Source organism: Thermoleptolyngbya oregonensis NK1-22 (assembly GCF_032705245.1).
In the GTDB taxonomy this organism is placed as follows: domain Bacteria; phylum Cyanobacteriota; class Cyanobacteriia; order Elainellales; family Elainellaceae; genus Thermoleptolyngbya; species Thermoleptolyngbya sichuanensis.
This window is the reverse complement of the sequence record NZ_CP053540.1, coordinates 3,918,404-3,932,211: the sequence shown is the minus strand read 5'-3', so window position 1 is coordinate 3,932,211 and position 13,808 is coordinate 3,918,404. Positions and strand designations below refer to the sequence as shown.

The following is a 13,808-nucleotide window of genomic DNA, read 5'->3' as shown; positions in this document are numbered from 1 at the left end:
CATTTTTCCGCAACGGTTCTCCGGCGCTCTTCAGGGACATCTACGATGCAGTTGATCTTCAGCCCATCCTTGACCTTTTTGAGCCTCCTCCATGTACGCTGCTCCCCCTACCCCCTGTAAGCGAACCTACGCAATTCTACGGATTTATCCCGGCGATCTAGACCCTACCGAAGTCACCGAACGTTTGGGCATCGAGCCGACGCTGTGCCAGTGGCAGGGCAAACTGCGCCACCCCGGCAAGCCGGTCCACATTGCTTCACTCAACGGCTGGTTTCTGTCGTCCAAAGATGCGGTCGATTCCAACGATTCGCGCCATCACATCGACTGGATTTTGCAGCAGCTTGCGCCCCGGTCTGAGGCGCTAAGAGAGCTACAGAAGATGGGCGCACGGACGGATCTATTTTGTTTTTGGGAATCGGTGGATGGGCACAGCGGCCCGGTCATGTCGCCCCAGCAGATGCAGAAAATTGCCGATCTGGAATTGGACTGTGGCTATGAAGTGCTGGTTCGCAGCGGTCGCTGAGGAAAGACCGGGTTAGGCAACACATCTATCAACATTGGGACTTACGCAGTTGGACGATTTCTCGCGGGCGCAGCCTGCGAGAAATCGTCCAAAGCCCAAAAAGCCTATCGCAAGTGCGTAAGTTCTGAACATGTCAACACGCAAAGTTTGGGATACTGGGCTGGCTGCGAATCGCTGTTTTCGCAAGCCAGTTTTTTTTGCCCAAGCTGCTGCCTACTGCGCCCACGCTTGGTCAACTGCGACCCGACATCGCGTAGCAAAAACCGAAACCAGCGGAAACTTCGAGGGGGCGACTGCCATTCTAAAGAAGTGGAAAGTTTTTGCAGCGGAGTGTTCCCATCCGCTGATTTGAAGGAGAATCAAGACATGCGTCGCTCACTGTTGACCATTGGAACCGCGCTGGCGGGCAGCCTGCTGGTCGTTGGGTTGCTGAGTTGTGCTGCGAATCAGTCTCGCGCTGGCGATTCGTCGCCCGTGCCGTCCATCCCGTCGGTGCCCGAATCCCCCATTTCCCAAAACCCTGATGTGACGGAGCAACCCGTGGATGCGCGTTTGGTGGCAGCCAATACCCGCTTTGGCTTCAAACTGTTTTCGGAAGTGGCGGCCCAGTCGCCCGGTGAAAATGTGCTGATTTCGCCGTCAAGCGTGGCGATCGCCCTATCGATGGTTTACAACGGGGCCAGCGGCGACACCCAGCGGGCGATCGCCGAAGCGCTTCAGCTTGAAGGGCTGAGCCTGGACGACGTGAATCAGGGCAATGCAGCACTAGAGGCTTTGCTGGAAAGTGCCGACCCGAAGGTGAAGCTGGCGATCGCCAATTCCCTCTGGAGCCGGGAAGGAGTAGATTTTCGTCCCGACTTTTTGGCAAAGAATCGCGAGTTCTACAATGCCGAGGTCACCAGCCTGGACTTTTCCCAACCGAATGCGCCCAGCGTAATTAATGATTGGGTCAGCCGCAGCACCGAAGGCAAAATTCCCACCATCGTCGATCGGCTCAATCCGGAGGATGTGCTGTTTTTGGTGAATGCCATCTATTTTAAGGGCACCTGGAGTGCGCCCTTTAATCCCTCGATGACGCAGACGCAGCCCTTCTATCTGCCCAATGGCGATCGCCTCAATCATCCGCTGATGTCGCAGTCGGGGCAGTTTGTCTACGCCGAAACCGACCAGTTCCAAGCGGTGAACCTGCCCTACGGCAACCGCCGCTTTAGCATGGTCGTGTTTTTGCCCAAGCAGTCCACCAGCCTGGAGGCGTTCCAGCAGACCCTCACCGCCGAAAACTGGCAGACCTGGAATACCCAGTTTCGCCGCCGCGAGGGCATGGTTAAGCTGCCCCGGTTCAACACAGAATTTAGCGTGGGGCTGAACGACGCGCTCAAGTCGCTGGGCATGGCGATCGCCTTCGACCCAGACCAGGCCGACTTTTCCGCCATGATCGACGCGCAGGCCTTTATCAACCGCGTACAGCACAAGACCTTCATCGAGGTCAACGAGCAGGGCACCGAAGCCGCAGGCAGCACAGGCATCAGCATCGGAGTCACCTCTGCTCCCATCGATCCGCCCTTCCAGATGGTGGTCGATCGCCCCTTCTTCTACGCTATCCAGGATAATCAGACAGGCAGCATCCTGTTTATGGGTACTGTCGTCAACCCTGGCAGCTAAAGTTAGCTGGTCTGTAAGCCCCTATGCCCACCGCCCTCGCCCTCCACACCAGCAGTCCGAATCTGGGTCTGGCGCTCAGCAACTTCGACGACGTGCAGCGCCAGCAGACCTGGGATTTGGGGCGGGCCCTGTCTACGCATCTGCACGACTGCCTGATGGCGTTTTTGCCGCCGCAGACCTGGGCAGATCTGGACTTTCTGGCGGTGGCGCGGGGGCCGGGTGGCTTCACGGGGACGCGCATCGGCATGGTCACGGCACGAACGCTGGCGCAGCAGTTGGAGATTCCGCTATTTGCCATTTCCTCGCTGGCGGCCGTCGCCCATGCCGCCGCTGCCCAGATGCCTGACGATTCTACGGATTCTACAATCGACCTGGCAGTGCAGCTATCCGCCCAGCGCGGCGAAGTGTTTGGTGCAATTTACCGCAGCCAGCCGCAGACCCGCCAACTCGTCCCCGTGTATCCTGATGCCGTGCTGACGGAAACGGACTGGCGATCGCTCCTCGACTCCTGGACTTTTCCCTGGCAGCCCATCGACGCAAATGGCGATCGCGCCCACACCGCCGCTGACCTGCTCGCCCTGGCCTATGCAGACTGGCAAAGGGGCGATCGCCCCCACTGGTCGGCCGCGCTGCCTTTTTACGGACAGCATCCGGTGAAATAGGGGCAAAAGTCAGCACAGCGCAGGGTGCAGCAGAGGCACAAAGCGCAAAAGCACAAAAAAGGGAGTGTCGCAGCTTAGCTCCCGCACTCCCTCTCCTCGTTTTCGCTGGATTCAGCAATTCTACAAACCTGGAACCTATTCAGCCGCCAGAGCCTCGCGGGGCGTGCTGTAGTCGATGCGGTCGAGGTCGCTGGAGCTATGCCGGAGCGGATTGGTGTAAACATTCAGCTTTTGCAGCAGCACCAGCCAGAAAAACAGCGGATCTTCGACCAAGTAGCGCCGCCACAGCCGCTTGGGTTCGGCCGTGAGGCGATAGAGCCATTCCAGCCCTGCCTCACTGATCCACTTGGGCGATCGCTTGACGTTTCCTGCCTCAAAGTCAATCGTTGCCCCAATGGCCAGGAAGATTTTAATATTGGGCAGTTGGTCTTTGTACTTGTGAATGAATAGCTCCTGCTTCGGTGCGCCAACCCCCACAGCCAGAACCGTTGCGCCCGACTCTCGAATCATTTCCAGGATGCGATCGCACTCGGCTTCGTCTTTTTCAAACCCGAAGGACGGCGAATGGGTCGCAACAACGATTTCCCGCCCAACTTTTGCGTTAATCCGCTGCTGAGCCGCTGCCGCAACGCCCTCCTTGGCCCCCAGCAGGAAAATGCGAATGTCTGGATTGTCCTTGTGATACTCGTAAAAAGCGGGAAACAGGTCAGACCCCGAAATTTTTTCGCGAATGGGTGACCCCAGGAAGCGAGAGACGTACATTAAGATCTTGCTATCGCAAACCCGGTAGTCCGCGTCATTGTAGACCTTGAAGAAGGACGGATCTCTTTGCAGCTTGACCAAGTGATCCACATTGGGAGTATAAACAACGCCGCTGGTTAGCTTTTCCAGTAGTTCCTGTGTTGACAGGTTATCAATTTGCACGTTCAGAATCTTAACGCTGTCCATCCAGCACGCTCCATTCCTGAGGTCTTTTGCTCGACAGTCATCCGAAATTCAAACCAGGCGGTTTGTTCGCAGAGTCAATGACCATCTATATTCGGTGATAACATTCGCAAAACCCGGATAAACAGAGGGAGATTACGTACGAGTTTCCGCCCTCTGAGGGGGTGCATTGCGGCTCTTTTGCCTTGATATTGTATGGGTTTTGTGTGGTTTTAATGAGTTAAATACTTTGCCTGAATAAATCACCCGCACGGCGAGGGGTTCATCAACCAATAAAAAGGACTGAAAGCATTGTCCTGATGGGTTTTCAGGCTATAGAAAGGGAGAATCTTTTGCAGCGAAAGCACAAATCCGATCTGCGACCTCATTGCCCCCGGTGACCGTATTTTTCACCAATCCGCTCGGTTTGTGTACTCAGCCTCCTCACTGTTGCGATCGCCCGATAGGGAAATTTAGGCCCATTGAATGAGATCTTTCTGAGATTTTTCCCGCCTATGGATTGTGCGCATTGCCGCAAAATATTGCGTCTGTTAGGAAGCGATCGCACTTGGGCACACTAGCGTTGTACGGTTCAAAGTTTGAATGCGAACCCTCGCACGACAGATTTGAACCTCCTCTAACAGTTTGTATGAAAACGTTTTCGTCTTTGAACTTCAGATCAGTTACTGAGTTTCGGTTCTGGCTGGTGGCGATCGCCGCTGGGCTGGCTGCAATTCACCTGACGCTGGTTTGGCGGGCTGATAACGTCGATTTGCTGGGCAGCAGCATTCTGTTTTTTGCGGCGCTGACCTCGCTGTTGGGCGATCGCCAGCATACGCTGCGCTTTGATAGCAGCATTCTCGCAAGCGTGCTTGGGGCCATGCTGATTGCGTTCGTGCTGTTGCGGAGTTTGGCGACTCCGGGCGAGGCGTTTTTGCTGCTAGCACCGCTCACGGCTGGTCTAGGATTGGCCCTCCTATCTTCTGGTTTTCGTGGATTGGGGCAATATCGACAAGAACTGTTGCTGCTGTTTTGTCTGGGTGCGCCCAAGGTGTTTATTCCGCCGCTGTTCGACCCGACGCTGTGGACGGCGAAATTTTCGACGGCATTGCTTTGGTATGGCGGGTTTGAAGTAGTTCGCGATGGAGTCAATATCCACCTGCCCACCGGGTCAGTTGAGGTCTATCCTGGCTGTTCTGGCATTGAGGGCATCACTTACTTGCTGTCGCTGGCGGGTCTATTTGTGGTGATGTTCCCTTTGAACTGGCTGCGTCGCGGATTGGCAGTTGTGCTGGCGGTGTTGATCGCTTTTGTAGTCAACGGGGTGCGGGTGTCTTTGATGGCGTATCTGGTCGCGTCTTCTCAGCCAGAGGCGTTTGAATACTGGCACGAAGGCACCGGGTCGCTCATCTTTTCCATGATTGCCGTGCTGATTTTTGGCGGCGTGTGCTGGCTGCTGCTGCGCTGGCAGGAGGTTGCAGAGCGCTGGATTGCCCTGGCAGAGGTCAGTGATGATCCGGCGGAAGAGGAACTGTTTCTGGATGATCCGCTGGATGATCCGCTGGAATGGCAAGAGCCATAGTCCCTTTTGTGATAGCACGTTCATGACTGCAAATTTATCTGCAAACTCAACCGAAAATCCGGTTGTGAAATACGTCCGGCTGCCACTACTGGCGCTGACCTTGGGGGGCGTGGTGCTGGTGCTGGGGCGCTTGCTCCTGTTTCCTGCGACTGCTGGGCAGACGAAGGCCGAATTTGACTTCCCGGAGCAGGTACCCCTTCCTGGCTGGCAGGCCCAGTCGGCAACAGCGCTGCCAATTCCCGAAAAGGCCCAGGCGGAAATGGTGTCGGGCAAACGCTATAGCTATCGGCAGGGCGATCGCGCTCTTGCCGTCGAGATCCGATACCTGGTCAACACCGATCCCAGCGTCCGCAATTTACTGCTGAAGTACGGCAAATCAACGCCGACGGTTGCCTTTCCCACCACGATTCAGCAAGACGAATCAGGCGGATTCTACAGTATCTACGCTGACGAAACCCACGCCCATCTCACCAGTTGCATCAATCCTCGTGGCTCTAGCACCGTCACCGAGGCGCAGTTTATGCAAAACCGCTACGCCCTCGACTTGCGCCCAGAGCGGGCCCTGCCCGTCCTGCTGGGTCGAGAGACGCTGCGAGATGGGCGCTGTCTGTGGACGGTGATGTCCGCCCCACTCCAAAACACCCCGGCAGATCAGGTTTATCCGCAGCTCAAAGCCGCCTGGACAGACTGGCAGGCGTGGTGGCAACCCCAGTTTCCGACTCCCTGAGTTTCCCGTTTTTTGAAGCCTGCGAGACGCTTCTTGGCTCCCTTGTTCTCACCCCATTTCACTCGGTTATTGACATACTCGGAGGATATCCCATGACTCAAGCCCAACCCGAATCTCCTACTCCCTCTCCCGCAAGCAAGCCCTTTTCCCCAGTGCTGCTGCGTTGGGCCGGGTATGGACTGTTGGTTCTAACGACGCTTGACCTGTTCACGATTCTGTTCCCGCCCCGATTCACCAATCCCATCTGGGAGTTTGAAACAATGGGTGCAATCGTAGAGCGAGTTCCCGTTCCACTGCTAGCAGCAGCGCTAATCTTTTTCGGGGAAATGCAGTTTCGCAGTAAGTGGGAACGTCCCGTTCTGAAGTTCCTCTCTTGGGTATCGATGCTGTTTGGTATTTTCCTGCTGCTTCTGGTTCCGCTGGGCGTGACGAATACGCTACGGCTGAATAGCCAGAGCATGGATTTGATCAGCAACCAATTTAGCCAGCAACTTGAGCAGGTGGCGGCTTTTGAGAAGCAAATCAATGATGCTAGCGCCGAGCAAATCAAGGGCTTTTTGGAGAGCCAGGGCGTAACGCTGGAGGGCGATGCGGCCAGAGCGCCGAAGGAGCAAATGCTGAGCCAGTTGTCTCAATTCAAGGAGCGGATGCAGGAGCAGGTTGAAATTGAAAAGGCAAGCCGCCGCAATCGCCTGATGGAAAGCTCTGCCAAGTGGAATCTGAGCGCACTAATTTCGGGCTTCTTGTTTATCTATATCTGGCACCTCACGCGCTGGGCCCGCAGCGCCAAGAAAAAGCGCAGCAAAGCTTCTAAGACGCAGCCCGCAGCATAGTCCACAAGTTTGACTATCGTGTGCCACTCTTTAAGTCCTGGGTGAGAGTAACGCAAACTCTTGTCCAGGATTTTTTTGCGCGGCAGTCTACCTGCCATTTGCGCTATGTGGCTGGAGGGCGGAGTGATTTTAGCCACTTCAGCAGCGAGATGGGCAGCGAAATGGGCGAGAGCAGCGTAGCAACAATTAGCACCAGCCAAGATAGAGAGTCTGTTTTGGGGGTTGAGGGATCTTTTAGAAAAATGGATAGGTAAACGGTGAAGGCGATCGCCGAAAGCACGAGATAAGCGGTTAAAACGTGAGAAACGTGAACCATGTGAGTTTGAGTGGGAGCAGAAAACGGTTCCTGATACGGAGCCAGTAGCCTTGAAGGTTGAACTAGAATCGGCGCTGATTTTATAGAGGCATCCAATAGAGGCATCCACAATGGGCGAGGGGATCTTGAAAACACTGCGATCGCGACAAGGACTTGTCCTAAAACCAGGGCGATCGCCCTACCGCTCTATCCAGTCCTCCATTACGCTCATCCGCCAAACCCAGATCTGCTGGATTTTACCCAACCGTCTGGCCCTTGGTGCGCTCCCAAAACCAGACTACGCTAGCATCCTCGCTGCTGCCAACGTGGAGGTGGTGCTGTCGTTCTGTGCCGAAGCAGAAGGGCCGCTGCCGCAAGCGATTGCAGAAAAATTTCACTGTCAGCGATATATTCTGCCAAATCAATCCTACTTGGTTCCGCTTCAGGTTCAACACTTTGAGGTGGCGACAGAACTGCTGCATCAGCACCTCCGCCGCCAGCGCCCGGTCTACGTTCACTGTCGGCGCGGAATAGAGCGATCGCCCTTGGTGTGTGCCGCCTATTTGTGCCGCTATCATCAGCTAGAGGTGTGGGAAGCGCTGCGCTACGTTCAGCAGGTGCAGGCGATCGCAGCGCCCACCAGCGCACAAATCAAAATATTGCAGGCATTTGTCAGCCAAAGCTCAAGATTCCCAGATCCTACTCAGATCTCCGTGTAGGCAACGAGCCTGTAAGTCTGTCAAGGGCAGTTCGCCGAGAAAGTGGCAGCAAAAATGGCTCCGAAACTTTACGGATTTGCCGCTTAAACTGTTTAGAAATTCCGCAATATTTCGGAATCCGAGCCAACAGGAAGTGCCTTTAGTCTTAAAAGTTTTGCTATTTTTAGCGTTCAATGAGCCTCTGGACTTCGGACGTAAATTTACTGAAAATTTGTGGCTTAAGTCGTTCAATATTTCGCAACATGGGGAATACTTTGTTTACAAAGGCAATTTGGCAATTTCAAGCTGTTCTGTGAACGAGTTCACTCCAGTTTGAAATCCAAGCTTAAGACCCATATAATCCGGCGAAGCCATCATTAGAGGCAGTATGCATTAAGGCAGTGAATTTAGGGAAAAAACGCCAGAAAGTCCCAGGAACGAACTTTAGGCTTCGACTATTAGTTTGACTATTAAATGGTTTGAGGTTACGTCTAACGCACTTCTAATGATTCATGAAGCCTTAATTTTCGCGGGTTCCTTTTGGGTTCTTGATTTTACAGACTCATCGCTGATTCAGGCACAAAGCGTCTGATTGATTCAGGCTTCAAAAGTATTTGAGTGGGTTTATTTGGGGCGATCGCCCTTGTTTGTGTGCCGCGATTTTCGCACATCTGATTTCGTGTATCTATCCATCTACCTCTGTCCAGCTATGTCTCCTATCACCCGCTGTGCCACCGTCGTTTTTGTTGATGCGGCTACGCCAGATTATCAAACCCTAATTGCTGGCATCCATCCCGATATTGACGTTCAAATTCTCGACCCTGGGCAAGATGGAATTCAGCAAATTACCGACTATCTAGCAGGGCGCAGCAACATTAGCAGCGTCCACATTGTGTCTCACGGCAGCACAGGCAGCCTCCATCTCGGCTCCACAGTGCTGAATCGCAACACACTGGCACACTACAGCACGTTCCTGAAATCCTGGTCTGCTGCGCTGACAGACGGTGCCGATATCCTGCTCTACGGCTGCAACATTGCCAATGGCGAGGGCAGCGCGTTTGTGCAGCAGCTAGCCGCCCTCACAGGAGCCAATCTCGCAGCCTCAACGAACCTCACAGGCAGTGCTGCCCTCGGCGGCGACTGGGCGCTAGAGTACACCACAGGCAGCATCGAAGCAAGCAATCCTTTCAACGCGGATGCCCTCAACTCTTACAAAGGGATTCTGCCTGCGATTCCGACGGGCAGCATTGTCGTGCTGCGAACTGGCGACGGCAGCGCCCCGCTGACCAATGCAGCCACTGCTGTTTTTTTGGATGTATACGATACGAGTGGCAGCCTGCTGCAATCCATCGCCATGCCAACTACGGTTGATGGCAGCAACCGACGATTGACCCTGAGTGGCACAGCAGATTTAGAAGGGGGATTAAGTCTCTCAACAGATGGTCGATACCTGGTTTTAGCAGGCTATGACGCGAGTGTTGGCACTCTGGCGATCGCCAGCACCACCAGCACAGCAGTCAACCGAGTGATTGCTCGCGTTGATATGAACGGGACGGTAGATACCTCCACACATCTGACCAGTAGTTTTAGTGGGAATAGTGTTCGGAGTGTTGCTTCCGTAGATGGCAGCAGCTTTTGGGTCGCTGGAGTATCTAGCAACAACACAGGCGGGATTCACTATGTACCCTACGGCGACACAGGAACGCGGCTGACCACGGCGGATGGGGCAGTCCGGAGTGTGGGAATCTTCGATGGGCGTTTGTATACCACAGCGGGCAGTTCGACTAGCCCCACCCATGTCGGACTAAATACTATTGGCACTGGATTACCCGAAAGCGGATCTATCCCTATTACAGCGGTTCCTGGCACATCAAGCGGCAACTCCCCGTTTGAATTTGTCCTGCTGGACCGGGATGCAACGGTTGCAGGAGTTGACACGCTTTATATTGCAGATCGAAGTCCGGATGCATCAGGAGGCGGAATCCGGAAGTATTCCTTTGATGGCACAACCTGGACACTGCGCCAGCGGCTCGTCGGTCAATTCAGTGGTTTGACAGGTCAAGTTGTCGGCAGCACGGTTGAACTGTATGCCACGCGAGGGAATGGAGCAAATAACTCGCTAGTTCGGATTGTAGACACGGCTGCTTTTAACGCTGATATCAATGCAACATTAACCGTCCTGGCAACGGCTGGGGCAAACCAGGTTTTTCGGGGGGTGGCGTTTTCGCCGAGCGCAGTGGTGAACCAGCCACCCGTTGCGAATGATGGCACGTTAACCACAGATGAAGATACAGCATTTTCGGGAACCCTGTCTGGGTCAGATCCGGAGGGGGCGGCGCTGACCTATAGCATCGTGAATCAGCCCGCTAATGGCACGGTGACCCTCACAGATGCGGCAACTGGAGCGTACATATTTACACCAAATGCAAACTTTAATGGCGGTGACTCATTTACGTTTAGCGTGAATGATGGCGTGAATGACTCTGGCACGGCAACTGTCACGATTACCGTCAATCCAGTGAACGATGCGCCGACGGCCGCTGGTGTGATTGTGACTACTAACGAGGATGAGTCCGTATCGGGCTTTTTGCTTGGCGCAGATGTAGATGGGGATACGCTGACGTATGAGATTGTCACGGCTCCAACAAAAGGATCTGTCACGATTACGAATGCGGCAACCGGAGCCTTTACCTACACGCCAAACGCGGATGAGAACGGTGCGGATAGCTTTACCTACCGGGTATTTGATGGGATGGTGTATTCCAGTCCAGCGACGGTGACCGTGGCGATCGCCCCCATTAACGATGCCCCTACCGCTTCTAGCCTGAGCTTTACGACCGATGAAGATGTGGCGACTTCGGGCTTTTTGCTGGGTGCAGATGTGGATGGGGATGCGCTCACCTACGAGATTGTGACGGCTCCGACCCAGGGCGTGGTAACGATTACGGACGCGGCCACGGGAGCCTTTACCTACACGCCGAATCCAAACGCGAATGGGGCAGATAGCTTCACCTACCGCGTGTTTGACGGAACGGTTTACTCGACCGCAGCAACGGTGGCGATCGCCATTACGCCCATCAACGACGCGCCGACGGCGACAGGCGTGATCGTAACGATGGATGAGGATGTGCCGACTTCGGGCTTTTTGCTGGGCGCGGATGTGGATGGGGATGCGCTCACCTACGAGATTGTGACGGCTCCGACCCAGGGCGTGGTGACGATTACGAACGCAGCCACGGGAGCCTTTACCTACACGCCGAATGCCAATGCGAACGGGGCAGATAGCTTTACCTACCGCGTGTTTGACGGAACGGTGTATTCCAACACGGCGACGGTGACCGTGGCGATCGCCCCTGTGAACGATGCGCCCGTCGCCACCGATGGCAGCCTGACCACAACGAGAAATCAGCCTCAAAATGGAACCGTGGCGGCGGCCGATGTGGATAGCGACACGCTGACTTACAGCATTGTGACTGGGCCAGCCAACGGCACGCTAACCAGCTTTGACGCGGCGACTGGGGCGTTTACTTACCTGCCCAATGCGGGACACGTTGGGCCCGACAGTTTCTCCTTCCAGGCAAATGACGGCAGCGGGGCAGCCAATGCGCTCTCCAATGTGGCGACCGTGAGCATTGTGGTCAACTTTGGCAACAACGCCCCCGTAGCCAATGGCGACAGTTTGGTGACCAACGAAGATGCGGCAGTGCTAGGGACGCTCTCTGGCACAGATGGCGACAATGATCCGCTGATCTATGCGATCGCCACTGGGCCCAGCCAGGGAAGCATTACGGCGTTTGATCCCAACACGGGCGCATTCACCTACACGCCGAACCCCAATGCCAACGGCTCGGACAGCTTCTCGTTCCGCGTGTTCGATGGATTTGAAGAGTCGGAACCCGCGACCATCACCATTACCATCACCCCGGTCAATGATGCGCCCGTTGCCAATGCCGCAACGCTGAACACTCGGACGGGTAAAACCGAGACGGGGGTTCTAACGGCAACGGACGTGGAAGGCGATCCGCTGAGCTTCAGCATCGTTTCGGCTCCGACCAATGGCACGGTCACGATCATTAATGAACTGACGGGAGAATATACCTACACCCCCAACGCCGGATTTTCGGGCAGCGACAGCTTTACCTTTCGGGCAAACGATGGAACGGATGACTCCGCCCCCGCAACGGTCAGCATTACGGTTGCGCCCAACAGTGCCCCCGTTGCGACCAATGGCAGCCTCAATACCCGCGTCAATGCGGAAAGATCGGGGCGGCTTATGGCCACCGATCCCGATGGCGACATCATCCGCTTTAGCATTGTGACTGCGCCCAGCTACGGGTCTGTGGTGATTACCAACACCGCAACAGGAACCTACACCTACACGCCCAATCCTGGCTATAGCGGGCCAGACAGTTTCGTTTTTCAAGCCACCGACGACGTGTTCAATGCAACGGGCACCATTTCTGTGCTGGTGGCGGCCAACCAGTCCCCGGTGTTGACTGCGCCCCTGCCGCGTCGCGGTGCCACCGAAAGGCTGCCGTTTGTGGCCCAGCTTCCGCTCACCGCCTTTGTTGATCCAGACGGGGATGCTTTGACCTACACCGCAACCCTGGCCAATGGTGCGCCGCTGCCCGCTTGGTTGACCTTTAATGCAGCAACTCGAACATTTTCGGGTACGCCTGCGAATGGGGATGTGGGCACGATTACGCTGCGGGTTGTGGCGACTGATCCCAGTGGGGCGCAGGGTACGGGCACATTCACGCTGACGGTGCTAAATATCAACGATGCGCCAGTGCTGCAAAAGCCGATCGGGAATCGGACGGCGGTGGCGGGGCAGGGCTTTGGCCTGATGCTGGAGTCGGATACGTTTGTGGACATAGACGCAGGCGATGTGCTGACCTATACGGCGAGTTTGAGCGACGGTCGTCCGCTGCCTGCGTGGCTGACGTTTGACCCCGTGACGCGCACCTTTAACGGCACCCCTGCGGGCGGAAACGCAGGTAACTATCGCATCGTTGTGCGGGCTACAGATCGTTCGGGCGTGAGTGCGGTTGACGAATTTGAGCTGCTGGTCAGGTCAGACAGTGGGTTGCCGCCGCAGGGCCCGAAGAAACTGAATCGAATGAAGGGGTCGCCCCGGCCGGATCGGATTCGTGGAACGCGACGGGGCGATCGCATCGAGGGGTTGGACGGCAACGACGTGATCGAGGGTCTGGGGGGCGATGACTATATCTTGGGCGGCGCTGGCATCGATCGGCTTGTGGGCGGCGGCGGAAATGACACGCTGGTCGGCGGGCGCGGGGCGGACGTGCTAATTGGGGGCGCGGGCAACGATGTGCTGATTGCGGGCGAAACGACTGATTTTCTGCGCGGATTCCAGGAGGCGACGGCAATTTGGGGGGCGATCGCCACAAATGTCCTGAAGGGCGGAAAGGGCAACGACCTGCTGGTGGGCGGTGGACGCAGCGATCTGATGATTGGAGGCGCGGGCCGCGATACGTTTGTCCTCGCCAAGCATGGCGGCGTTGATGTCATCCGAGATTTCAAAGTGGGCACGGATGTCATCGGGCTGGCGAAGGGGTTGACCTTCAGCGAACTGCGGATTCAGCAGTCGAGCCGGGGGGCCCGCATCTTGCTAAATGGTTCGGAGGAGGTGATTGCGGAACTGTCGGGCGTGCAGGCGAACAGGCTGACCGCTGCCAGCTTCGTGCCACTGACGCGACTACCGCTTTAGCCCAATCATCCGGGGCTACTGCGTCAGAGTGGATGCTCTGACCTCGCCCTGAAGCCGCCAAAATGGAATTTTTTCTAAATCTGCTGTTTTGACGACAGAATCTGATCTGGCCGCCGAGCAAGTATATTGGCGTATTGTTCGACTTGCTTGCATTACTGCTCCAGTAGAGAG

The 13,808-nt window shown here is 55.7% G+C and carries 10 protein-coding genes; 8 read left to right on the top strand and 2 right to left on the bottom strand.

Going from position 1 to position 13,808, the window contains the following annotated elements; translation table 11 throughout:
• Nucleotides 1–91: 91 nt before the first annotated feature.
• The 3 genes from HNI00_RS16520 to tsaB all read left to right on the top strand — a co-directional run bounded on the left by HNI00_RS16520 (nt 92) and on the right by tsaB (nt 2,847).
• Entirely contained in the window at nt 92–523 is a 432-nt protein-coding gene (locus tag HNI00_RS16520) for a DUF4279 domain-containing protein (protein ID WP_316787649.1), read from the top strand.
• A gap of 366 nt (nt 524–889) precedes the next feature.
• Nucleotides 890–2,185, top strand: coding sequence for a serpin family protein (locus HNI00_RS16515; RefSeq protein ID WP_316787648.1), 1,296 nt, complete (start codon nt 890–892; stop codon nt 2,183–2,185).
• Nucleotides 2,186–2,208: 23 nt separating this feature from the next.
• Nucleotides 2,209–2,847, top strand: coding sequence for a tRNA (adenosine(37)-N6)-threonylcarbamoyltransferase complex dimerization subunit type 1 TsaB (gene tsaB, locus HNI00_RS16510; protein WP_316787647.1), 639 nt, complete (start codon nt 2,209–2,211; stop codon nt 2,845–2,847).
• A gap of 135 nt (nt 2,848–2,982) precedes the next feature.
• Here the strand turns inward: tsaB and HNI00_RS16505 are convergent, their stop codons facing one another.
• Nucleotides 2,983–3,795, bottom strand: a complete 813-nt coding sequence (locus HNI00_RS16505) for a WecB/TagA/CpsF family glycosyltransferase (protein ID WP_316787646.1) — start codon at nt 3,793–3,795, stop codon at nt 2,983–2,985.
• 625 nt (nt 3,796–4,420) lie between these two features.
• On the opposite strand from HNI00_RS16505, the gene crtA reads away from it, so the two are divergent.
• From crtA to hpsJ-A, 3 genes are all read left to right on the top strand, one after another.
• Nucleotides 4,421–5,353: a cyanoexosortase A gene (gene crtA, locus HNI00_RS16500; RefSeq protein ID WP_172355453.1), complete on the top strand. Its 933-nt coding sequence runs from the start codon at nt 4,421–4,423 to the stop codon at nt 5,351–5,353.
• Nucleotides 5,354–5,375: 22 nt separating this feature from the next.
• A complete protein-coding gene (locus HNI00_RS16495) occupies nt 5,376–6,080 on the top strand; it encodes a cyanoexosortase A system-associated protein (protein WP_316787645.1) in 705 nt (234 codons plus the stop codon).
• 92 nt (nt 6,081–6,172) lie between these two features.
• The gene (gene hpsJ-A, locus HNI00_RS16490; RefSeq protein ID WP_172355457.1) at nt 6,173–6,913 is read left to right on the top strand and encodes an HpsJ-like protein, cyanoexosortase A-associated; all 741 of its coding nucleotides are present in this window, start codon (nt 6,173–6,175) and stop codon (nt 6,911–6,913) included.
• A gap of 103 nt (nt 6,914–7,016) precedes the next feature.
• On the opposite strand, the gene HNI00_RS16485 is transcribed toward hpsJ-A, so the two are convergent.
• The gene (locus tag HNI00_RS16485; RefSeq protein ID WP_316787644.1) at nt 7,017–7,229 is read right to left on the bottom strand and encodes a hypothetical protein; all 213 of its coding nucleotides are present in this window, start codon (nt 7,227–7,229) and stop codon (nt 7,017–7,019) included.
• Between the two features lie 110 nt (nt 7,230–7,339).
• Between HNI00_RS16485 and HNI00_RS16480 the strand changes: the two genes are divergently transcribed.
• The gene (locus HNI00_RS16480) at nt 7,340–7,927 is read left to right on the top strand and encodes a protein-tyrosine phosphatase family protein (RefSeq protein WP_316787643.1); all 588 of its coding nucleotides are present in this window, start codon (nt 7,340–7,342) and stop codon (nt 7,925–7,927) included.
• A 688-nt stretch (nt 7,928–8,615) separates the two neighbouring features.
• Nucleotides 8,616–13,637, top strand: a complete 5,022-nt coding sequence (locus HNI00_RS16475; protein WP_316787642.1) for an Ig-like domain-containing protein — start codon at nt 8,616–8,618, stop codon at nt 13,635–13,637.
• Nucleotides 13,638–13,808: the final 171 nt, after the last annotated feature.